Origin of the sequence: Bartonella clarridgeiae ATCC 51734, from assembly GCF_000518185.1 — a bacterium.
GTDB classification, from domain to species: Bacteria; Pseudomonadota; Alphaproteobacteria; order Rhizobiales; family Rhizobiaceae; genus Bartonella; species Bartonella clarridgeiae.
Map to the genome: position 1 here is coordinate 126611 of NZ_KI912397.1, position 24369 is coordinate 150979.

General features: G+C 35.8%; 19 protein-coding genes. 6 read left to right on the forward strand and 13 right to left on the reverse strand.

Annotated elements, in window-relative coordinates; translation table 11 throughout:
• Nucleotides 1–670 precede the first annotated feature (670 nt).
• The 3 genes from T420_RS0106035 to T420_RS0106045 form a co-directional block, all read right to left on the reverse strand.
• Complete coding sequence (locus T420_RS0106035; RefSeq protein WP_013545394.1) at nt 671–1393, reverse strand: glycerophosphodiester phosphodiesterase; 723 nt, start codon at nt 1391–1393, stop codon at nt 671–673.
• 164 nt (nt 1394–1557) lie between these two features.
• Entirely contained in the window at nt 1558–3114 is a 1557-nt protein-coding gene (gene guaA / locus T420_RS0106040; protein WP_013545395.1) for a glutamine-hydrolyzing GMP synthase, read from the reverse strand.
• Between the two features lie 128 nt (nt 3115–3242).
• Nucleotides 3243–4529, reverse strand: a complete 1287-nt coding sequence (locus T420_RS0106045; RefSeq protein WP_013545396.1) for an RsmB/NOP family class I SAM-dependent RNA methyltransferase — start codon at nt 4527–4529, stop codon at nt 3243–3245.
• A gap of 248 nt (nt 4530–4777) precedes the next feature.
• Here T420_RS0106045 and T420_RS0106050 point away from each other — a divergent pair, with 248 nt between their 5' ends.
• Nucleotides 4778–5644, forward strand: coding sequence for a universal stress protein (locus tag T420_RS0106050; protein WP_013545397.1), 867 nt, complete (start codon nt 4778–4780; stop codon nt 5642–5644).
• 587 nt (nt 5645–6231) lie between these two features.
• On the opposite strand, the gene guaB is transcribed toward T420_RS0106050, so the two are convergent.
• From guaB to T420_RS0106070, 3 genes are all read right to left on the reverse strand, one after another.
• Nucleotides 6232–7731 (reverse strand): IMP dehydrogenase, encoded by a 1500-nt coding sequence (guaB, locus tag T420_RS0106060; protein ID WP_013545399.1) that lies wholly within the window; start codon nt 7729–7731, stop codon nt 6232–6234.
• Between the two features lie 145 nt (nt 7732–7876).
• Nucleotides 7877–9448 (reverse strand): phospholipase D family protein, encoded by a 1572-nt coding sequence (locus tag T420_RS0106065; protein ID WP_013545400.1) that lies wholly within the window; start codon nt 9446–9448, stop codon nt 7877–7879.
• 344 nt (nt 9449–9792) lie between these two features.
• The gene (locus tag T420_RS0106070; protein ID WP_013545401.1) at nt 9793–11175 is read right to left on the reverse strand and encodes a sigma-54-dependent transcriptional regulator; all 1383 of its coding nucleotides are present in this window, start codon (nt 11173–11175) and stop codon (nt 9793–9795) included.
• Nucleotides 11176–11376: 201 nt separating this feature from the next.
• On the opposite strand from T420_RS0106070, the gene omp10 reads away from it, so the two are divergent.
• Nucleotides 11377–11751, forward strand: a complete 375-nt coding sequence (omp10, locus tag T420_RS0106075; protein ID WP_013545402.1) for an outer membrane lipoprotein Omp10 — start codon at nt 11377–11379, stop codon at nt 11749–11751.
• Nucleotides 11752–11989: 238 nt separating this feature from the next.
• Here the strand turns inward: omp10 and T420_RS0106080 are convergent, their stop codons facing one another.
• Entirely contained in the window at nt 11990–12985 is a 996-nt protein-coding gene (locus tag T420_RS0106080) for a KpsF/GutQ family sugar-phosphate isomerase (RefSeq protein ID WP_013545403.1), read from the reverse strand.
• A 39-nt stretch (nt 12986–13024) separates the two neighbouring features.
• The gene (galU, locus tag T420_RS0106085; RefSeq protein ID WP_013545404.1) at nt 13025–13915 is read right to left on the reverse strand and encodes a UTP--glucose-1-phosphate uridylyltransferase GalU; all 891 of its coding nucleotides are present in this window, start codon (nt 13913–13915) and stop codon (nt 13025–13027) included.
• Between the two features lie 227 nt (nt 13916–14142).
• Here galU and T420_RS0106090 point away from each other — a divergent pair, with 227 nt between their 5' ends.
• Entirely contained in the window at nt 14143–15405 is a 1263-nt protein-coding gene (locus T420_RS0106090) for a lytic murein transglycosylase (protein ID WP_013545405.1), read from the forward strand.
• Between the two features lie 455 nt (nt 15406–15860).
• On the opposite strand, the gene T420_RS0106095 is transcribed toward T420_RS0106090, so the two are convergent.
• The gene (locus T420_RS0106095) at nt 15861–17879 is read right to left on the reverse strand and encodes a M3 family metallopeptidase (protein ID WP_013545407.1); all 2019 of its coding nucleotides are present in this window, start codon (nt 17877–17879) and stop codon (nt 15861–15863) included.
• 312 nt (nt 17880–18191) lie between these two features.
• Between T420_RS0106095 and mgtE the strand changes: the two genes are divergently transcribed.
• The 3 genes from mgtE (at nt 18192) to ppa (ending at nt 22155) form a co-directional block, all read left to right on the forward strand.
• Nucleotides 18192–19571 carry a magnesium transporter gene (gene mgtE / locus T420_RS0106100; RefSeq protein ID WP_013545408.1) on the forward strand — a complete coding sequence of 460 codons (1380 nt, stop codon included), beginning with the start codon at nt 18192–18194 and terminating at the stop codon, nt 19569–19571.
• A gap of 154 nt (nt 19572–19725) precedes the next feature.
• Nucleotides 19726–21549 (forward strand): translational GTPase TypA, encoded by a 1824-nt coding sequence (typA, locus tag T420_RS0106105; protein WP_013545409.1) that lies wholly within the window; start codon nt 19726–19728, stop codon nt 21547–21549.
• A 66-nt stretch (nt 21550–21615) separates the two neighbouring features.
• On the forward strand, nt 21616–22155 hold the full coding sequence (ppa, locus tag T420_RS0106110) for an inorganic diphosphatase (protein WP_013545410.1): 540 nt from the start codon (nt 21616–21618) through the stop codon (nt 22153–22155).
• 33 nt (nt 22156–22188) lie between these two features.
• On the opposite strand, the gene T420_RS0106115 is transcribed toward ppa, so the two are convergent.
• From T420_RS0106115 to T420_RS0106130, 4 genes are all read right to left on the reverse strand, one after another.
• Complete coding sequence (locus T420_RS0106115) at nt 22189–22521, reverse strand: DUF167 domain-containing protein (RefSeq protein ID WP_013545411.1); 333 nt, start codon at nt 22519–22521, stop codon at nt 22189–22191.
• A 26-nt stretch (nt 22522–22547) separates the two neighbouring features.
• The gene (locus tag T420_RS0106120) at nt 22548–22841 is read right to left on the reverse strand and encodes a YggT family protein (protein WP_013545412.1); all 294 of its coding nucleotides are present in this window, start codon (nt 22839–22841) and stop codon (nt 22548–22550) included.
• 325 nt (nt 22842–23166) lie between these two features.
• The gene (locus tag T420_RS0106125; protein WP_026501228.1) at nt 23167–23724 is read right to left on the reverse strand and encodes an invasion associated locus B family protein; all 558 of its coding nucleotides are present in this window, start codon (nt 23722–23724) and stop codon (nt 23167–23169) included.
• 107 nt (nt 23725–23831) lie between these two features.
• On the reverse strand, nt 23832–24353 hold the full coding sequence (locus tag T420_RS0106130; RefSeq protein ID WP_013545414.1) for an RNA pyrophosphohydrolase: 522 nt from the start codon (nt 24351–24353) through the stop codon (nt 23832–23834).
• Between the last annotated feature and the right edge of the window lie 16 nt (nt 24354–24369).

Consider the following 24369-nt stretch of genomic DNA (forward strand, 5'->3'; position numbering starts at 1 on the left):
TGAACTCCTAAACCTATCATCAAAGTCGTATTTATATTAAAAAAGATGATTTATTTTATTATGTTTACGAACTTTTGTATTCAGAAGATTACCGCACTCGTATTGCTATCACTTTTCTAAAGAATTGCCTCGTATCCCTTGCATAAAAAGCATTGGGAATTTGCGGACATTTGTTTTACTGCTGGACAGAAACCTTGTTATTTACATGTAAATAATGAAAGCGTAGAGCCTTATTGAGTTACTTTCAAAAAAGTGATCGTAAACTTGCGGATATCCCTAATCCTGAAGAGCTTTATTACATTACAGAAATGAAATTCGCTAGTAAAAATAAGATAAAAGATAAATCTACAGGATTTACAGCAGCAATATCATAATTACAGATATCCCTCTTTAAACCTATAACTATGTCGTGAATGGCAAGCCTGCTTTTGAATGGGTAATAGAATGCTAATGTGTTAAGATCGATAGAGTATTATACTACTAATGATACTAATCTCTATGCTGTTGAAACCGTTGGTAATCCTACTTACCAATTAATTTGAAAGGCTTACCACCGCTAATTTAGAAATAATAGAAATCGTTCGCAATCTTTCAAAAGTGGACATTTAAAAATATAAGTGATAAATCCTCACCCTATAAAGAGTATCAATGTCAACAATCATTGAATCTTTTATTTTTGTGAACGCAATCGTAAAGCAAGATCAGGTTGATCCGTTGTAATATAATGCACTGGTATATCAAGCCAATGTGACAAACGAGACACCCCATTGACTGTCCATACACCTACAGTGAAGCCAGCATCAAGAGCGGCTTCAATAAAGTTTCGTGATACAATAGAGCTATCCAAACTTAGATCAGAATACCCCAATTTTTTCCATTCAGAAAAACAGCAAGATATATCACCTTTAAAATTATCAATACATGGCCCCGATGGTATTCCTGCTTCAATAAAAGGACGAAGACTCCTGGCATCAAAACTAATTGCTGAAACTCGTTTTTCTAAGCACCGACTTTTAATCAATTCAAGCGCTTTTTGAGATAAAAGAGTTTCACGCTCAACCTCACCACATGTTTTAATTTCAAGATGAAGTGCTACATCGGTTGACACTAAAAGATCAAGCAATTCTTCCAATAAAGGAGGTGCTTCAGTACTCCCTTTCACACAGAGTTGCTGACGTGTTTCATTATCAATCTCATGGATATATCCTTTTTTCCCAACCAATTGTTCAAGGGAAAAATCGTGAAATATAACAACTTCACCACTTTTAAGAAGATGAATATCGCATTCAATTTCATCCACTCCCAATGCAATCGCACGGCGAAATGCTGAAAGTGTATTTTCAGAATAAAGACTAGCTCCACCACGATGAGCAATAATTTTTTGTCTAAGCATATTATTTACACTTCTCTTAATGTCAAACGATACTCGTTAAAATGCCTTTAATGATGATTTGCAATCATGAATAAAGACCTATAATAATTTTCTTCTTTTTATTTCCTGACTTTCTACAATTCTAAATCCTAAAGACACTATATTTTTACTATTTTTGATTTTAATCATTCCCACTCAATAGTGCCAGGAGGCTTTGAAGTTATATCATAAACAACACGATTAATACCTCGAACTTCATTAATAATACGTGTTGCTGCTTTACTCAAAAATTCCATATCGTACGGATAAAAGTCAGCACTCATACCGTCTATAGATGTTACAGCACGAAGAGCACAGACAAATTCATAAGTGCGTGCATCACCCATTACACCAACGGTTTGAACAGGAAGAAGAACAGCAAAAGCTTGCCAAATTTTATCATAAAGACCAGCTTTTTGGATTTCATCAAGGTAAATAGCATCTGCTTCACGCAAAATTTCTAATTTTTCACGCGTAATTGCACCTGGACATCGAATTGCCAAACCAGGTCCTGGAAAAGGATGACGTCCAATAAACTGCTCAGGTAAACCTAATTCTCGCCCCAAAGAACGAACATCATCCTTAAAAAGTTCACGCAATGGTTCTATAAGTTCCATCTTCATCCGTTCTGGCAACCCACCTACATTATGATGACTTTTAATCGTTACAGCTTCACCAATCGCTGAAACACTTTCAATGACATCTGGATAAAGTGTTCCTTGTGCTAAAAACTCAGCACCTCCTATTTTTTTTGTTTCTTCTTCAAAAACTTCAATAAAAAGACGACCAATTATTTTTCGCTTTTTTTCTGGATCTATTTCACCTTCAAGCGCATTAATAAAGATACTAGCAGCATTAACATGAACCAGTTTTATATTATAATGATCCCGGAAAAGCTTAAGAACTTCTTCTGCCTCATTTTTACGCATCAACCCATGATCGACAAAAACGCATATTAGTTGATCACCTATAGCTTCGTGAAGTAATACAGCCACAACTGATGAATCAACACCACCTGAAAGACCACAAATTACACGACTTTTTCCAACCTTCTTGCGTATCGCAGCAACTGCCTGCTCACGATAAGCGGCCATTGACCAATTACTTTTAAGACCTGAAATTTTATGAACAAAATTTTGTAAGAGTTTCGCACCATCCGTTGTATGAACAACTTCAGGATGAAATTGCACTGCATAAAAACGTCGTTTTTCGTCAGCAATAGCAGCATAAGGAGCCCCTTTTGATGTTCCGATGACATGAAAACCTTCTGGCAAAGCAACTACACAATCACCATGACTCATCCAAACTTGATGGCATGATCCTTTCTCCCAAACACCATCAAAAAGAGCACTTTCTTTTTTTACATCTAACAAAGCACGTCCAAATTCACGTTCATGTCCTGCTTCAACTTTTCCGCCAAGCTGAATACACATGACTTGTTCACCATAACAAATGCCAAGAACCGGAATACCAGCGTTAAAAATCTCCATCGGAACACGTGGTGAACCGTCATCGACAGTTGAATAAGGACTGCCTGATAAAATAACAGCTTGAGGCTTAATTCGCCTAAACTCCTCTAAAGCAAATTGAAAAGGAACAACTTCGGAATAAACGCCTAATTCTCGCACCCGCCGTGCAATGAGTCGCGTAACTTGTGAACCAAAATCAATGATAAGAACAGTATCTGAACGCAATATGCTCATAAAAAACCAATCAAAATTATCTAAAATAAAAAAATGTATTATTCAATCTTTCTCTTTTCACAAGTCTATTGATATAAGAAAAAGGTTCTTCGCAATAAAAGTACGAAATAAAAAAGTCAAAATACGCATTAGAGTTCCTTTTGTAAAATAGATAAAAAGAAACCATCTGTTTTAGTTGCTGCTGGTGATAAAGTCAGTCCATAATTTGAAAATACTGGTTGTATAATCGAATGGCTAAAATGTCGATGCCAAAGTGTCTGCATATTAATTGGAGAAAAATTAGAATGCTTTTGAAGAAAGCGGGAAATTTGTTCTTCATTTTCATCATTAAAAAGAGAACATGTAATATAAGCTAAACGCCCTCCTGGCCTTATATAAATCAAGGCTTCATTCAAAATAGCAAACTGTTCTTCCTGACGTTGTTTCAATTGTTGTAATGTCAAACGCCATTTCGCATCTGGACGACGGCGCCATATTCCTGTCCCACTACATGGAGTATCCAATAAAACGATATCCATTTTACCTATTAATGATTTTAATTCTTCTTTATGCGCTCGTGGTTGTACATTATGAATACCAGCCCGCCGAAGTCGATTAAAAATAGGAGCCAAGCGGACCTTCTTTGAATCATAAGCATAAATTTGGCCTCGATTATCCATATTGGCAGCTAAAGCTAATGTTTTTCCCCCAGCTCCTGCACAATAATCTAATAACTGCATACCTGCTTTTGCTTCTATAAGATAAGAAACAATTTGAGATCCTAAATCCTGTATCTCAAAATATCCTTTTTGAAAAGCAGGTTTAGCTTGAACATTAGGATGGCGCTTAAATTTTTCAATCGGTTCAATCCTTAACGCTTGCTGAAACCATGAAAAAGACTTAACTTTTGTTTTTTCTAATGCTTTGAGTACCTTCTCAGGTGTTGCCTTTAAACTGTTCACACGTAAATCTAAAGAAGGACGTGTTGCTAAAGCAGCAGCTTCCCTAATCCAATTATCTGCAAATAAAGGATACAGATGAGCTTGACACCATTGGGGAATATCAGCACGAATGTAGTCTGGAGCATTTACTAACTGGCGTTGTTGCCATGCTTGCCTCTGCTGAGGTGCTAATAATTGCGGTGCAAATCGATCTCCCTCTAAAATTTTATCAACTTGCTCAATTGTCATCATACCAGAATCGAACAAAGTACCAAAAACTAAATCTCGAAGATTATCACTATCCATACGCCACTGCAACGAATAACGCCGCCTTAAAACATCATACACAATTGTACCAATTGCTGCACGATCACTTACCCCAGCAAAACGATGAGAAAGCCCCCAATCTTTTAAAGCTTCACCCGCAGGACGATAACGCATTTCTATTTCTTTTAGAACATCTATTGCCGCCTGCAATCGCCCACCCAATCGCATTCATTTCTCCCTCTAAAATCTAAATGATTTAATTTAAAAACAAAAATTACCTTACCATTTTTAGCATAAACTTTAAAACAATCTAAAAACTGATATTTAAAGCCGAATAGAATAGTTCTAGTGTTCTGATTTAAAATGTTTTACTCTAAAGCGAAAGAGGGATCATCATTTTTATAATTTATAAACCTTAACGAAGATAATGAAGCTAATGACGCATTCTATAACACCAAAACATCGAAAGACTAGCAATGAAAAAACCTATACTCGCTCTTATTGATTCTTCAATATATGCAAACCCTGTATGTGACTTAGCCTTATGGGCTGCTAAATCTATGCAAACAACAATCCGACTGTTGCATGTATTGGATAAATCAGAAGAAGAAATTAGTTTACCAAATACACAACAAATGGATATTAACAATAATATCCCAGACCTGTCGACCCTAGAACAGAAAGATCCCACTCTTGCTAAAGCACTTTTTGCTCAAAAAGTCGGACAAGCGGCTTTAGAAGAAGCCAAAAATTACCTCAACTCTCATAGCAAAATCGAAGTTGAAACACGTCTACGTCATGGAACTCTTCTGGATGCATTAAATATTTATAGCAATCAATCATCAATGATTGTAATGGGAAAACGTGGTGAACAAACAGCATCTGATAAAAAACGGTTAGGACTCAACTTTGAAAATGTCGTACGTTCTTCTGAGCTTCCAATCCTCGTTGCCTCACGTCACCTTCATCCTATTCAACGAATTCTCATAGCTTTTGATGGTGGTCCATTAATTATGAAAGCTATTGATTTTATTTGCACACAAGAATCTTTCAAAAATATAACTTTTATATTAGGGATGGCAGAGCGGCAAACACAAGCCATACAAAATAGCTTTGACGCAACATTAGCACGGTTACAATCTGCTGGATTTAATGCCGAATCCCTCAAAACAGAAATTAATTTTGAGCAAATGATTCTTCATAACGTAGAGCCTCTTAATCTTAATATGATCCTTATGGGCGCTTTCCATCATTCTAAAATGCATAATTTTTTATTTGGCTCCAAAAGTCAAGCTATCATCCATAAAGCGCCTATTCCAGTTATGATTATGAGAGAATTATAATTATTAAATCCTTAACAAATAAGTATTTATCATCTCACTAAGCGACTTAAATATTGAAACAGAGATACCCCGTAAAGTTTTGTTTTTCAGTGAAAAATGAAAATACGTCTGAAAATATTATATAGCTTCATCTCTTCTCCTCAAAAAACATAAGTGAACTTTTTGGAAAATTATTGGAACTACTCTCTAGCATGACCGTTTGTTTTACACTGGTGTATGCCATATAATTAAAAAGGAGAAAATAATGAAAACTTCTAGTCATGGAAAAATAACTGCATCCAAAGGCAGCCAAAATAAAATGCCCTCAAACAGTGGCAAGAAATCCGTCCAAAGTGGTTTGGTTAACGATCGCCAATGTGCATCGAAAGCAGGACGGAAGAACATAAAAAGCTAATTTTTCATTTATATAACTTCTAGATAACTACAACTTCCAGAAAGAATTGGAGTATTAATATCCAATTCTTTCCTTTTATAGTTCTGACATAATTAAGTAGGAAAACTATTTAAAAAATGATCAGCACGCTAAGATTATTTCCTTCCAAGAATTTCTTCATACTAATACAATTTTAACCTATTTAGCTAACTTATCAAATAGGACCGCGATAATTCGGACTTTCGCGCGTAATAGCAACATCATGTGTATGACTTTCATAAAGACCAGCATTCGTAATACGTACAAAAGTTGCTTTTTCACGAAACTCAACTAAATTTTGCGCTCCAACATACCCCATAGAAGCACGCAATCCACCTGCCAGTTGATGTAAAACTGACGCTATAGGACCTTTATAAGCAACCTGCCCCTCAACACCTTCAGGAACTAATTTAAGTGTATCCTGAACTTCAGCCTGAAAATAACGATCTGCTGATCCCCTCGCCATAGCACCAACCGACCCCATACCACGATAAGCTTTAAAAGATCGACCTTGATAAAGATAAACTTCTCCTGGACTTTCTTCTGTACCAGCGAGAAGAGAACCAATCATAGCAGCACAAGCGCCACCTGCTAAAGCTTTAGCAAAATCGCCGGAAGCTTTGATACCACCATCAGCAATAACCGGAATTCCTGCTTTATCAGCAATTTCCGCAGCTCCCATAATAGCTGCAAGCTGAGGAATACCAACACCTGCAACAATTCGCGTTGTACAAATAGAACCAGGTCCAATACCAACCTTTACCGCATCAGCACCACTATCAATTAAAGCTTGTGTTGCTTGAGGAGTTGCTACATTACCAGCAATAACAACTGTAGAAATCGCCATTTTTTTAATACGTTCAACCATGTCCAATACACGTTGAGAATGTCCATGCGCCGTATCTATCACTAATAGATCAACACCCGCATCAATTAACCGTTCAGCCCGTTCAATTCCTTCATCCCCCACACTACTTGCAGCAGCAACACGTAAACGACCCTGAGAATCTTTTGCAGCATTCGGATTTAACCGTGCCTTTTCAATATCTTTCACTGTCACCAAACCAACACAGCGATTTTGTTCATCTACAACAAGTAACTTTTCAATACGGTGATGATGTAAAAGATATTTTGCTTCATCCAGTTGAACATTTTCACGCACTGTAATTAAATTTTCATGTGTCATTAGTTCACGGATTTTTTGTTTTGGATCCGACGCAAAACGCACATCCCTATTAGTCAAAATGCCAACGAGTCGACCAAAAATTCCACTTTTAGCATCACTTTCGACAACTGGAATACCTGAAATACTATGAGAACGCATTAAAGCCTTGGCTTCTTCAAGTGTTGCATCAGGACCAATTGTCACTGGATTGACAACCATACCAGACTCAAATTTTTTCACTTGACGCACTTCTTCAGCTTGCTCTGCAGGAGACATATTCCGATGAATAACACCAAGACCACCAGCTTGAGCCATAGCAATCGCTAAACGCGACTCTGTCACCGTATCCATTGCAGCAGAAAGAAGTGGTAAATTTAATTCAATATCCGCTGCAATACGTGTTTTAAGATTTACTTGGCTAGGCATAACGAGCGAATGGCCTGGTTGTAAAAGCACGTCATCAAAAGTTAGTGCCAATGCACCTGTGCTTGTCTCAATAATTTTTGCCATAGCCAAATTCCTCTAATACTAAAATACTGCAACAATTATAGGGCGCAACTTTAATTCTCTTAAGTCGCGAATTGGCAGTCAATTATGCCATGTGACCGATAAAATGAAAAGAAAAAATATTTTTCTAAAGTAGAATTAGTACAGTCTATAATTGCGATTCAATGGGCAACCAACTCATTATTTTTGCGAATGCACGACGTTTCAAATTACTTTCTGGTTCATAATCAACGCTGTGTTTTTTTTCATTTTCAATAAAATCCCAGTAAATGCGATTATTATCACCAAGACGTAAACAATAACTCATCTCACCAGTCGTTTCTTCAGAAAAAAGTAAATCTAACTTCGCTGCAATTGGTGCACATTCAAAAAGAATACCCATTTCTGTGTTCAACGAAACCGAACGAGGATCAAAATTTAAAGATCCAATAAAAGCAGTTTTACAATCAATTAAAAAAGCTTTTGTATGCAAACTCGCCTTATTAGATCTAAACAACCGCAATCGATGAGCTCCTCCATCCGGTTTCAGTTCATAGAGTTGAACACCACTTTTCAATAACACCTTACGATAAGAGGCGTAACCGCCATGTACAATAGCCACATCAGTAGCCGCTAAAGAATTAGTAAGAATTTTTACATCAATACCTTTTGATACCAAATTGCGAAAACTCTGTGTTCCTGCTTTGCCCGGAACAAAATAAGGCGATGTAATCTGGATTGTTTTTTTTGCACCATTAATAACCTGTGAAAGCGCTTCCATCAGCCAATTTGCTGTGTGCTTACGTAATGCCTTTTCTGGAGGATCTGAAAGAACATCAACTTTATCTGCGACAAATAATCGTTTGCCTGTTTGAATAAAATATTCAAAATTAATATGGTTATTGACATAAGTTAAATAAACTTTGGCAATTTTGGAATTACGAAATCTACTTAATTTAGCTTTCCAAATATCGAGGTCTCTTGCTCTGTTAGGAACAACCAAAGTATGAATCGGTAAAACTACAGTGCTATTCCAAAAATCATCAAAGACAGTTTCTACCTTTTTAACCGATGGACCAATTAACATGAGATCTAAATCTCGGAAACTTGATTGTTTACTTGCACCTAAATAAGAATCTGCAAGATTTCGTCCTCCTACAAAAGCCACCCGCCCATCAACAATAAAAGCTTTATTATGCATTCTGCGTGTTACCATAATTGCCCGCAATATAATCTCTAAACCACGACGTAAACCGCCCTTACGCGCACGCCCCGGATTAAATACTCTCACCTCAATATGAGGATGTTTATCAAGTGCAACATAAGCTGGATCACGCCCCTGAGCATTAATATCATCTAAAAGAAGACGCACCCTTACACCACGATCAGCCGCCTCTACTACTTCGCTGAGTAACAAGCGGCCTGTTAAATCATCATCCCAAATGTAATACATGAGATCAAGACTGCGTCCCGCTTGCGCTGCGCCTATCGCACGAACACAAAATGCATCTAGATTGCTAACAATAAGTGAAAGAGCATCTTTATCAATCCCTATTCCATTTGTCTCTTTTGCTAATCGGCTAACTATACGATCAATTTGGGTCTCACTTTTCTCAACACTCAATGCATAAGAACACTCTCCCCTGGCACTTCTAACGAAACAACCATAAGTATAAATTGCCAACATAGAAGCAATAATAAAAAGTGTAGTGAAACCAACAATAATGTTTAATAATATCAAAGAGATGAACTTTCTTTCTAAAAACGATCATAATACACTCAATAAATACGTAAAAAAACATTAGAATCAATGATTCTATCTCTTAATCTGTAACAGAAAGAATGTGATCATTTTCTAAAATAGATAAAGAACATCATCGTTTTAAAATTTCGATGTTCACATTCAAAAATTCAAAGAGACCTTACTATCATCGTTCAAAAATATTTTAAACGAGCAAGTTATTATAATAAATGATGTTCTAATTTTTACAGTCAAAAGGGCTTCTCTTTTTTTGATTACAAAACAATCACACCACCCTTTTAAACCGTTATTGTTCTTAAGAGAGGTGTTTGTTACAGATTTTATTACTGTTTTTGATTATTGATTGTCTTCAATTCTTCTATTTTACGATAAAGCGTAGAGCGCCCAATCTGAAGACGCCTAGCAATTTCACTCATACGCCCTTTATAGTGTGCAACTGCCTTTTCAATAATATCACGCTCCATCTCAGAAAAAGTGCGTACATGCCCATCGGCGTTAAAAAACTGTATAAATTTTTTCTCATAGCGTTCTTGAATATCATGATCAATCATCTTTGAAACAATCATGAGTGGATTTTTTATTAATTGCGGAAAATCTTGCACAGTTAACAATGGCCCTTCGCTCATCAAAACCGCACGGAAAAGCAAATTTTCCAGCTCTCTATAATTACCAGGCCAATCATACTGCATAAACATAGAAATAACAGCTCCTGCTAAACCATGCACATGCGATCGCCCCGTTTCAGTAATAATATGGTCAATTAAACACTGAGAAATTTCTGGAAGATCATCCCTTAACTCTCGCAAAGAGGGAATGTTGATATATAATTGGGAAATTTGTTCAAAAAAACTATGTATAAAAAAACCTTCCTGAACTAAATCTGCAAGACGCGATGTTGAAAGAGCAATAATGCGGAAAGGTGGATTTGTACCTTTTGTTGCTTCTGCTCTCTCTTTAAGGTAATGCGCAAAACGTTTTTGCTGTATAGGCTCAAGTCGATCAATATCACACAAACAAAGCGTCCCATGTTCAAGAGAAAAAACTAATGGTAAAAACTCTTCAAACCAAAAACGGTTCTCCTCCTCTGAATCAAAAACCGGTAAACATTGGAAACGGACAAAAGCCCCCTTTGAAAAAAAACCTTCATGGTGGATAATGCGGGCTAATTTCTCACGACCAGTCCCTACCTCACCTTCTATCAAAAGATTCTGAAAAGAAGTCGCTGCACTTTTTGATTGTTCTAGAATCACTTGCATTACACTGCTTTTTTTATAGATATCCGAGAATTGCAAATGATTTTCTTTTTGTCTACGAATAGACTGTACTTCACTTTCCAATGCAGTGATGAGCGCAAGATTATTCAAAGTAACTCTCAACCGCATCGGTGTAACTGGATAAATCCAATAATCAATAGCTCCAGCGTTTAAAGCGTTTTGAATGAGCTCTTGAGTATCTTGTTTTGCGATAACAATAATAGGAGCAGAAATTCCGACTGTTCTAATCATTTTAATTAGATCACTTACGCTCAGATCACTCATAGTAATATCAAGCAAAATAAGCATAATATTTTTACGCCTATATAAAAGATCAATTGTACGTAGGCTATTTTCTGCTTCAATAACGCGGTAACCAAACCCCCGAAGCATAGTAGAAAGCTCTGCACGCTTCCTGTGATCTTCACCCGCAACAAGAACAGGACCAACCATAACTTTAATAATCTCCTCTGAGACTACTAAATATATTTATAATAAGATTCGTTAAAAACCACAAAATATATTTTACCTTTTGCAACCGGCGTGCTAATTTTAGCAAATTACTTATTAAACACAATGTTAAGAGTTTTTTCAATTTTTTGCTTTTACTTTAAAAAAGTAATAAAGAACATCAAAACAAATAGAGTAAAGAAAATGAAACACATCTGCTGTATTTTGTATCTAACAATCACCGCTTTGACATTAGCTGCTTGCAATCTTTCGGGAAATCAAGGAAAATATATATTTGTCAACAATATACCAACCCGAATCGATGGAGAATGGATCGATACAAACGGTATTATTTCTTCTTTTCATGATGGTATTTTTGAAACAAGAGCAGCAGATACAAAAGAAAAACTTTCAGAAGGTACCTACCATTATATCAACACTCACTACGTAGAAATTGAAATACATTCGCTTCTTCGTGGAACCATCTCTAGAGCTAGTTGCATAATATCTCACGATACAATGCGACTTCTCTGTACATCAGATACTGGTTCACAATTCCTCCTCAAACGCAAAACCTAAAAAGTTAAAAATTTTTGACTCTCACAGGAATGAAGTTCTCTCTTCTTGCGAGTAAACTATTAGCTGAAAACACATTATAATATTTCTAAGCTTACGTTATACCATGAACTTTAAAAAAATAATTGCTTACCAATAGATATCTCAAGACTCCCTCCTTTTAAATATACTGTGTTATTGTTTTATTATTTTTTGCTGTCAAATAATAAAATGACATTGGATCTCGTCAGTATTAATCAACTCACGCCACACCAATACGCAGAAGATCATGAAAATGAACAATTCCAATAGGTTTCTTATTTTCAATCACGAAAAACGCACCAATATGATGATCATTAATAAATGCTGTTGCAGCACCAACAAGTGTATCTGGACTAACGGTTTTTGGATTTTTAGTCATGACCTCATCAACATCGAATTGTGATAAATCCTTGTGAATATTACGTGCAAGATCACCATCCGTTACAATTCCAATTAATTCACCTCTTGGATTTATAACACCAACACAACCAAAATGTTTTTTAACCAAAATCTCCATAGCTTCGGTCATGGATATCCCCTGTGCAACCAAAGGAACACGATCACCTTGATGCATAATATCACGCACATATTTAAGATTTGCACCAAGAGAACCTCCAGGATGATAAATTTTGAAATCGGTTGCAGTAAAACCTCGCATTTCCAAAAGAGCAATAGCTAATGAATCCCCTAACACTAATTGCATAGTTGTTGAAGTTGTAGGAGCAAGTCCATGAGGACAAGCCTCCTCTACTTTTGGCAATAATAAGACAATATCAGCTTGCCGCCCTAATATAGAGTGCTCACCAGATGTTATTGCAATCAATGGTATACGAAAACGTGCAGCATGGCTTATAATTCCACTTAACTCTGTAGTTTCTCCTGACCATGATAAAGCAAGAATAACATCATCAGAACCAATCATACCAAGATCACCATGATTCGCTTCAGCAGCATGGATGAAAAAAGCAGGTGTTCCAGTTGAAGCTAAAGTCGCAGCAATCTTCGTTCCTATATGACCACTTTTGCCAAGACCAGTAATCACTACATGACCATTCGCATTGCTAATAGTTTGAACAGCTGCCCTAAAAGAATCAGCAAGCTTTTCATGAAAAGCCTTTTCAAGAACTTCAAGCCCTCGTTTTTCAACAGAAATAGTTTTAAGCGCTAAGATAACAGCATTTTGTAGAGTTAACGTATGAGTGGGCTGTATCGTCATAACTAAATTTGATAAATGAAATCACATTCAAAATCTATATCATTTTTCAACGTTAATTTTTGCAAGTAAGTTTTTCAACGATACAGAAAGTTGTTGATGCATATCAGTACGTGAGAGAGCAAATGCAACATTAGCTTCAATAAAACCAATTTTAGAACCACAGTCAAAAGTGTATCCATCTAACTGAAAACCAAAAAAATCCTGCTCATTTGAAAGTCGTACCATAGCATCTGTTAATTGAATTTCATTCCCTGTTCCTCGTTTTTGATCAGATAAAATATCAAAAATCTCTGGCTGCAAAATATAACGTCCGTTAATATATAGATTAGATGGAGCTATTTCTATAGCTGGTTTCTCTAACATTTGTGTGATTTCAAAACCATTTGCAACCTGTTTTCCTTTTCGCACAATACCATATTTATATACTTCTTCAGGATTGCACTCTTGAACAGCAATAATATTACCCCCTCCTGTTTTTTCATAAAGATGGATCATCTCAGAAAGGCAACTTTTTTCAGTTTGCATGAGCATATCCGGCAATAATAAGGCAAAAGGCTCATTTCCAACGAGCTCACGCGCACACCAAACAGCATGCCCTAATCCCAAAGGTTGCTGTTGCCGAGTAAAAGAAGTTGTTCCTGGCTGTAATTGCAAATCTTTTAAATGCTCGAGTTCCTCTATTCTTCCACATTCAGCAAGAGTTGTATATAACTCAACTTGAGCATCAAAGTAATCTTCAATAACTGCCTTATTGCGCCCAGTAACAAAAATGAAATGCTCAATACCTGCTTCACGTGCCTCATCTACAACATATTGAATAACAGGTTTATCAACAACAGTTAGCATTTCTTTAGGAACTGTTTTTGTTGCCGGAAGAAAACGAGTACCAAGACCTGCTACAGGAAATACTGCCTTACGGATTTTATGCACGCTCATCTTCCTAATTTACTGTAACTTTTCTGATATAATTTATCATTATATTTTACTACAAATAAATAAAGATTTTTTATTCTCTCTATTTTTATATTTTAAACATAAAAATAACATAATTTTAATAAAATTGTTTTATTTTAAGACAAATTTGATATATTAAGTTACTAAATACAAAATAAAATGCTTACACATCCAAACACTTTTACACAGATAAAAATTAGAAAATGAAAATCACAGAATTTAGTACATTATTTTTTTCAGAAAAAACCAAAAATCGAAGATCCCTGCTCATTGGTTTATTGTCTATCTTTGTCTCTCTTCCAATAGTTTTTTCCTCACTTACATACGCCGACAATGGTTTTCAACATTGGATCAATGAATTTAAAAAAATAGCTTTAGCCAATAATATTTCATCATCCACATTTGATATAGCCTTTAAAACAATTAACACAATTGACGAAGAAGTCTTAAAAAGAGCAGCATATCAACCAGAATTTGTTGATATGCCTTGGGAATATTTTGACAATCGTGTTCATGATGATGCAATTGTAGAAGGAAAGCAACAAGCTAAAAAATGGGAGCAATGGTTACCAAAAATTGAAAAACGTTTTGGTGTTAACCGAAATTTCCTCCTTGCTATTTGGTCTATGGAAAGTAACTATGGAAAAGTTTTAACAAATAAAGATGTGATGCGTGATACCATCCGTTCACTTGCGACTTTAGCTTATGCGGACCCAAAACGTAAAAAATATGCCCACGCGCAACTTATTGCTGCAATGAAAATTTTACAAAGTGGTGAAATTCATCGCTCTCAACTTGTAGGATCTTGGGCTGGAGCACTAGGACACACGCAATTTATTCCAAGCAGTTATCTCATCTATGCTATTGATATGGATGGAAGTGGGCGCTCTGATATTTGGAATTCGATTCCAGATTCACTTGCTACTGCTGCTAACCTTCTCCATATGAATGGTTGGCAATCTAATCTCACGTGGGGAATTGAAGTTAAATTACCAAATAACAAAAAACTACCTGAAAATTGGCTATCCTTTGAAGAATGGAAAGAACTAGGTGTTCAACACGTATATGGAAAACCTTTTCCTTCTTTATCTGAACAAGCAATATTGAAATTTCCTGATGGTCCAAAAGGGCCTGCATTTCTGGTGACAAAAAATTTCTTTGTTATTAAACGTTATAATAATGCAGATCGTTATGCTTTCGCTGTTGGCCTTCTTGCAGACCGTATTGCTGGACATCCTAAATTATTCCAAGATTGGAATCGACCATTTAAACCTATCACTTTCCAAGAACGTATAGAACTGCAATCTCGTTTAGCAAAACTTGGAGATTATGAAGGAGAAATTGATGGTAAAATTGGTACAGCCTCCAAGAAAGCGATTAAGGCTTTTCAGCTACGTCATGGTTTAGAAACAAATGGATATCCAAGTTACGAAACTCTTTCTCATATCAGAAAAAAATACCCTTAAAGTAAAATGCTTATCTCATTTTAATTTGACTTATTGAATTTTTTATTTTTGATTATCTAGCATCCTCAAACTGGAAAGAACCGTTAATTTCAGGATTATTTTTCCTATTTATCAAAAAAATCCTGAAATAAATTAAAATGAAACTTTTCACTATATGAGATGCATCATGCAATTACAAAAAATGTTATGACTGCCAACTATGCGTTTTAAGAATAAGAACTTCATTGTATTATTCAAATACAAACTATATCTCTAAGAAAATCTTAGTAAAATTATTTAAGGCTATAGACTTATCATTTAGTGATGCTGTAAAAAATACAAGCTTTGACCTCAGCCAAAGCTGAGATAGATAACATAAAAATTTTAGTTCTAGTTCTCAAAAATCATAGTATTTCATCTGTATCTTAATTTATCTTCAGACAAAATCAGTATACTCCATACCCTATTATTTATCTTTACAATCCACGTTTCTTTATCATTGATTCTGGTGAAGGTAATCGCTTTCGAAAAGATTCATAGAGTTCCTTGGGATCACAACTCCCTCCAGCAGAATAGATAAAACGCTTTAATCGATCAGCAAGTTCTGGATTGAAAACATCACCCGTTTCCTCAAAAGCCTGAAAAGCGTCAGCATCAAGTACTTCTGACCACATATAAGAATAATAACCAGCCGCATAACCATCGCCTGAAAATATATGTGCGAAATGCGGAGGACGATGACGCATAATAATTGTGTCAGGCATTCCTAGCTTTTCTAATTCCTTACGCTCAAAAAACATTGGATCCACGACTTTTTCTTCTTGATGGAAAGCCATATCTATTAAAGCAGATGAAAGAAATTCAACAGCATTAAAACCAGCATTAAATGTATGTGCTGACAAAATTTTATCCAACAAAGCTTGCGGTAAAGGGGCACCTGTTTCCACATGCGTAGCATAAAATTGCAATACTTCTGGTACAATTAGCCAATGCTCATAAAGTTGAGAGGGAAGCTCAACAAAATCACGCACAACTGATGTTCCTGCTACAGATGGCCATGTTACATCAGAAAGCAAACCATGCAACGCATGCCCAAATTCATGGAAAAGTGTGCGTGCATCATCAAGTGATAAAAGAGCAGGCTTCCCTTTAGGGGGCTTAGCAAAATTGCATACATTGTAAACAATAGGCTTTTGTCCTCCATCCAATTTATGCTGTGATTGTAGTTCACTCATCCAAGCTCCAGATCGTTTTGAAGAACGTGCAAAATAATCACCAATGAAATGGCCAAGTAAACTTCCATCAGATTTTTTAACCTCCCATAAGCGTGCATCAGGATGCCAAAGCGCAACAGCAGTTTTTTCTTCAAATGAAATTCCAAAAAGTTTTTTTGCGACAAAAAAAGCTGCTTCAATCATGCGATCAAGCTGCAAATAATATTTAACTTCTGTTTCATCAAACAAAAATTTCTCAGTGCGCAGTTTTTCAGCATAATAACGCCAATCCCAAGCTTTTAAGGGCTCATTATTTCCTTGATTTTTTGCAAAATTTTGTAATTCAGTTTGTTCAGTAGCAGCTTTAACTTTTGCACACTCCCATACAGGGATAAGCAAATTCATAACTGCATCAATACTTTTAGCCATAGTATTGTCAAGCTTCAAATCCGCAAAAGATTTATACCCTAGCAATTTAGCCTTTTCAGCTCGAAGCGCAATCATCTCAACAATAATTGCTCTATTATCATTAGTATTTTCACCCCGTTGGGACCAAGCTTGAAACGCCATTTTGCGCAAATCATGACAATGGGAGAATTTTAAAAAAGGTTCAATAATCGAACGAGTTAATATTAATGCATATAGTCCATCACGACCTCTTTCACAAGCAATTTCCTTCATAGAATCAATAAGATCATCTGGCAAACCAGATAAATCTGTTTGTTCTAAAAACAAAATCCATTCAGCTTCATCTTTTAAGATATTCTGACCAAAAGTAGCACCTAAAAGGGCAAGTTTTTCGTTAATTTCAACAAGACGTTTTTTACCTTTTTCATCAAGTTTTGCACCATTATGAACAAATTTCTTCCATCCTAATTCAAGCACACGTTTAGTTTCGTTATTATAGAAACCTTGTTGTGATTGTTGATAGAGCATATCAATTTTCGCAAATATTCGTTTATTCATAATAATTTTTGAAGAATAACGCGAAAGTTTTACAACAAATTCTTGTTCTAATTTTTGAATCAATTCATTACTGTGTGCATTCGCACGCAAAAAAAATATCGAGCATACACGGTCAAGATTTGTGCCAGCAAGCTCAAAAGGCTGTAAAAAATTCTCAAGTGTTGGTAGTTCCTCCACAGCAGCAATAGCTTCTATTTCCTCTTCAGCTTCTTTAAGTGCCTGTTCAAAAGCAGGTTTAAAATCATCGTCATTTATTAAAGCAAAATCAGGAAGCCCTGAAAATCTCATCCAGTCTAACATTGCTGTTTGTGTCATAATATTATATTGCCTCTATTAATAAATTTAAAATAGAATAATCACCTATATTAATGATCCATTAACAATCACTTCATACCCCAAAACAGCCTTTTAAATTGAAATTTTTACATAAAAATAAAAAATATTATTTTATGATTAATATACACAAAAAAGACCTCTTTTTCTAACTAAACGAAATTGTTTACAGATTACAATCTATCCTTGACTTTACTTTGAATATTAACAATTGAAGACACTGATATTCTAAGTTGTCTATAATTTTGATTCATTCTATCTATATATTTCTAATCTTTTAGAAGGTGCTTCACTATGACTGAAATCAAAACAACCGCCAATAATCTCAAACATTTACCTTCTGAAGCTCTTGCTGAAGAATTAAAAAATCTTCATTTTGCTGACTCGATTGATATCATCAATGACCTTAATATTATGGAACGGGTGACTATTCTCAGTCTTTTACCTCTTGATTATGCTATTGAACTTTTTGACAAACCAGAGCTTGAAAAGCCAGCAGCTATTCTCGAACTTTTACCAGTGAATCTTGCTGTTGAAATTCTTGATGGTATGTCTGCAGATGCAGCTGCAGATGTCTTCCAAGAAATCGATAAAGCAACGCGTACACGGCTTTATGCCTTGCTAAAACCTTTAACCCGAACTGAACTAAAAAAACTTACCAGTTACCCTGATCATACAGCTGGTGCATTAATGACAACAGAGTTTATAGCAGTACCAGCAAATTGGACTGTAAAAAAAACTTTAGATCACATTCGTGATGTTGAAAGAACACGTGAGACAGTGTATACAAGTTATGTCATTGATCCCAAAACAAGCACTCTTCTCAAAGCTGTTTCCCTCCGTAATCTTATTCTTGCCTCACCCGATGATAAAATTTTAAACGTCTCCACACACGACACGCCTATCACAATATCACCCTTCACACATCACGAAGATATTGCTCGCCTTTTTCAACGTCATGATCTTCTCTCTGTACCAGTTATTGATGACAGTAATCACGTTATTGGTATTGTAACAGTTGACGATGTACTTGATTCTATGGTCGACGAAATGAATGAAGATGCCTATAAGTTTGGGGGATTGGAAGCTTTAGATAAACCATATATGCAGATAAATTTTTTTGGAATGATGAAAAAACGCGGTGGTTGGTTGGCTTTACTCTTTATGGGTGAAATGCTAACAGCAAGTGCCATGCAATATTTCGAAACAGAACTTGAAAAAGTAATCGCCCTTACATTATTCATTCCTCTCATTATGAGTTCAGGAGGAAACTCTGGATCACAAGCAACATCTCTTATTATTCGTGCACTAGCCTTACGAGAACTCACACTCAAAGACTGGTGGAAAGTCATCATTCGTGAAATCCCAACAGGTATATCTCTTGGTATTTTACTCGGAATCATAGGTATTACGCGGATTGCTGTCTGGCAACAACTCGGAATTTATAATTATGGTGAATATTGGTTCTTTATTGCTATAACTGTAGGAGCAGCTTTAGTTGGAATTGTTACATTTGGTTCCTTAGCCGGATCTATGTTACCCTTTATTCTTAAACGTTTACAATTTGACCCAGCAAGTGCTTCAGCTCCCTTTGTTGCAACCTTAGTAGATGTCATGGGTATTATAATCTACTTTTCTGTCGCCTCCTTTGTTTTATCTGGAATCTTGCTCTAAGATAGAAAATACTAAAATCTCTTCTACCATTTTTATAAAGAATGTCCTTCCTCTTCCCAAAGTCTAAAAAAAGCTGTAAGAGATCTGAAACTGTAAAGGAAAAATACAAAACTTTACTCAAATACAATTTCATTAAACGAAAAGAAGAAAATTTATGCAATTGCGTAATATTGCTATCATCGCCCACGTTGACCACGGTAAAACAACACTTGTAGACGAACTCCTCAAACAATCAGGAAATTTTCGTGATAACCAGCGCACAAGCGAGCGTATGATGGATTCAAATGATATCGAAAAAGAACGCGGTATTACAATTCTAGCAAAAGTAACATCCGTTGTTTGGAAAGATACTAGAATTAATATTGTCGATACCCCTGGTCATGCGGACTTTGGTGGTGAAGTAGAACGTATTCTCAATATGGTAGATGGAGCTATTGTCCTTGTTGATGCTGCTGAAGGCCCCATGCCACAAACCAAATTTGTTGTTGGAAAAGCATTAAAAGTAGGATTACGTCCTATTGTTGCAATCAATAAAATTGATCGACCTGACGCCCGTGCTGATGAAGTTGTCAATGAAGTTTTTGACCTTTTCGCTGCTCTTGATGCAACGGATGAACAACTTGATTTCCCCATTCTTTACGGGTCAGGTCGTGATGGATGGATGGCTGAATCTCCTGAAGGACCAAAAGATCAAGGATTAAATGCCTTGTTTGATCTTGTAATCCGTCATGTCCCTACACCAACCATTGCTGAAGGACCATTCCGCATGATCGGTACTATCCTTGAAGCAGATCCTTTTCTGGGACGAATCATTACAGGACGTATCTATTCAGGCTCAATTAAACCCAATCAAAATGTTAAAGTTCTCGGACAAAATGGAAAACTTTTAGAAACTGGGCGTATTTCAAAAATTTTAGCATTCCGTGGACTAGAACGACAGCCTATTGAAGAGAGTACTGCTGGGGATATTATAGCAATTGCAGGACTCCAAAAAGGAACTGTTGCTGATACCTTCTGTGATCCCTCCGTCAATGAATCTCTTATAGCTCAACCAATTGATCCCCCTACTGTTACTATGAGTTTTCTTGTAAATGATAGTCCCCTTGCTGGTACAGAAGGAGATAAGGTAACAAGTCGCGTTATCCGTGATCGTTTGTTAAAAGAAGCAGAAGGAAATGTAGCTCTTAAAATTGAGGAATCAGCCGATAAAGACTCCTTTTACGTTTCAGGACGAGGAGAATTACAGCTTGCAGTTCTTATTGAAAATATGCGTCGTGAAGGATTTGAACTAAGTGTTTCACGACCACGCGTAGTAATGCAAAAAGATGAAAATGGAACAACTTTAGAACCAATTGAAGAAGTTGTGATTGATGTTGATGAAGAATATTCTGGAACCATTGTTCAAAAAATGTCAGAACGCAAAGGAGAAATGGTTGAGCTGCGTCCATCTGGTGGGAATCGTGTACGCCTTGTTTTTTACGCACCAACCCGCGGGCTTATTGGCTACCAATCTGAACTTTTAACTGATACACGTGGTACAGCAATTATGAATCGTCTTTTCCATACCTATCAGCCTTATAAGGGAGAAATTAGTGGCCGTACCAATGGTGTAATGATTTCAAATGATAATGGTGAAGCCGTTGCTTATGCACTTTTCAATCTTGAAGATCGTGGTCCTATGATGATCGATGCTGGCGTTAAAGTTTACCAAGGTATGATTATTGGCATACACTCACGTGATAATGACTTAGAAGTAAATGTTTTAAAAGGAAAGAAGCTAACTAACATGCGCGCCTCTGGTAAAGATGAAGCTGTCAAATTGAGCCCTCCAATCAAAATGACCTTAGAACGTGCACTGTCATGGATACAAGATGACGAGCTGGTAGAAGTAACGCCTAAAAATATTCGTCTACGTAAACTTTACCTAGACCCAAATGAACGTAAACGTTTCGAAAAAACACGTTCATCACTTCCTTAACGATGGTCTCTTCATCTCAATGTACTATTCTGTTTGATTTTATTTAATCCTAGAAAGGATAATTACATGAATATTAATGAAATACCTATTGGCAAAAATCCGCCAGAAGATGTTAATGTTATCATTGAAGTTGCTATTGGTAGCCAACCAATAAAATATGAAATGGATAAAAAGTCCGGATCATTATTTGTTGATCGTTTTCTCCATACACCAATGGTTTATCCTGGAAATTATGGCTTCATCCCACATACACTTTCAGAAGATGGTGATCCCATTGACGTTCTCATCAGCAACACCCGTCCACTTATTCCAGGCTGTGTCATTAATGTATGCCCAATCGGTGTTCTCATGATGGAAGATGACGGCGGTAAAGATGAAAAAATTATTGCCATTCCTGCTCCAAAATTAACAAAACGCTACGTTAATGTTCATAATTATACAGATCTTCCTGAAATCATATTAAAACAAATTGAGCATTTTTTTGGACATTACAAAGATCTTGAACCTGGAAAATGGGTCAAAATTGAAGGTTGGTATGATAAAGATTATGCACGTGAATTTATCAAAAAAGCTATTGAGCGCAATAAAAATAATTGTTCATTTTGAATAAACCACACAGCATGTATCTTAAACAGGTTGTTATCTTTTTGATTTTTCTAGAAAATCATAATTTCTAAAAGATTGTAATATCTGCTCTATTTCTTTTAAATATTTTGAAAAGTAAAGCTGTTTATAGTGTGATGTCGCACCACTTCCAAGAGAGATGCAAGATGATGGGATTTTCCACTGTTTCGCCAAAAATTTAATCAATGCTCTGTTTGCCTTGCCATTTTCAGGAATAGCGCGCAGACGTATAATCAAATGCTGTTTCCCATCATCTCTATCTTCAACCTTTATTATACTATCAACTGAGGCTTTGGGAATCAAACGAACAAATAAAACCAAACGATGAGTATCAACTCGATAAAACATATTTATTCGCCTGAGAAGGTATACTTTTATAAAAACATTCCTGCATAAGCACGCCACATAAAGATACGAATAAAATAAATAATCATAAAGACTATAATAGGTGAAATATCAATAGTCCCAAGATTGGGTAAAAAACGCCGAATACAGCGCAGAATTGGTTCTGTTGTACGATATAGAAAATCCCCTATCATAGCAACAAAAGCATTTCGTGTATTGATAATATTAAACGTATAAAGCCAAGAAAAAACAGCGTGAGCTATTAAAATAGTAATGTAAATACTAAATGTCAGATCCAGCACACTAAGCAAAGCGTAGATCATTCCTGATTTCCTTTACCAATCAATAGAATGAAAACCCATATAAAGAAATTTAACTAAAATAAACTCTTCAAAAAATAGTCTCACCAATTATTCTTCTTTTTCATTGCTAAGAAAACAAGATAAAAATTGACGTTTTTAGCATATATTGTCATGATGCAATATAATAAAATATTAAAATAAAACAATAACACATCAAAATAGAAAAAGAATTTACGAATCTTCTTACCCTTGACATAATCAGTTAGCTGATTAACTTTTGCTTTCGCTCACAAACTATTCTAAATAGATACCGGCCTTAAAAGGCCGATTTTCTCTTTATTATAAATTACATCTGCAAAGCAATAAAACGGTTAAGTGCATCGCTAAAACCAGTTAACTGCACAAATAAGTCATTCAGAGCTGGCTCTCCTGGAGTAGAAACTGTCATCGCTAAATTCAATTTCTTTCCAACACGTAAAGCTGCTACATAACTTTTGTCAAAACTTACTGGAACAATACAGCCTGCTGGTATGCAAGTCCGAATATTAGTTTCAATAACATTTTTCCCACTATCCACTTGTAAACGAATAGGCTTAGAAACTAAAATACCGAAAGGAACTGTCAAATTTCCCGACAAAGAACCATCAGAATTAGAGGAAATATTCATAGCTAATATGACACGATTTTGATCATTAACTTCCTGGCGATACATAAAGCAAACTTTTTTCCCTTCCTGTAGATTACAGTTAACGCTCCACAAACCATAAGTCTCAGTTAAAGAAGAAGCGCCATTTGGTAATGAGGCTTCAGAAAGCTTTTTTGTAGTTGGCTTTGTATTTTGCGCCAATGCAATAGAAACACTCAAGAGTGTAAAAATTATAAACAAATTGAATATTTTTTTCATCTCACATCCTAGTTTTTAAACATACAATAGAATCATTTCTATTATTTCTGATAAAAAGGCATAATACAAAGTATCTTAAGAAAAGAACAGCTCTTACAACTATAGGTTTATAAATACTTAAAACTATTCCGAAACTCTTTCACAACTTGTGTATAAACATGTTTCTTAAAAGAAACAACAATTGAAGGAAGCTCCTCCAAATCAACCCATTTCCACTGATCAAACTCTGCTTTATTTCCATCAGGTGGTGGATTAATTGTAATCTCAGAAATCTCTCCTGTAAACTGAAAAGAAAACCATTTTTGTGTTTGACCACGATATTTATTGTTTAAAACATGTCCCATAAGTTCCTGTGGAAAATCATACTCAAACCAATCCTGAGCTTCCTTAATCAACTTAACTGATTGGATACCTGTTTCTTCATAAAGTTCACGCCGTGCTGCATCTATTGGCTTTTCTCCCTGATTAATCCCCCCCTGTGGTAACTGCCAGAGTTTGGACATATCAACATTTGCATGAGAAACTGTCATCAAACGGCGTCCAACCCAAACCTTACCTTCATAATTAAACACAAGAATTCCAACACATTTCCGATAAGGGAGAGCTTTAAAGTCAACTATTGTATCCATCCCATTATCCCCTATA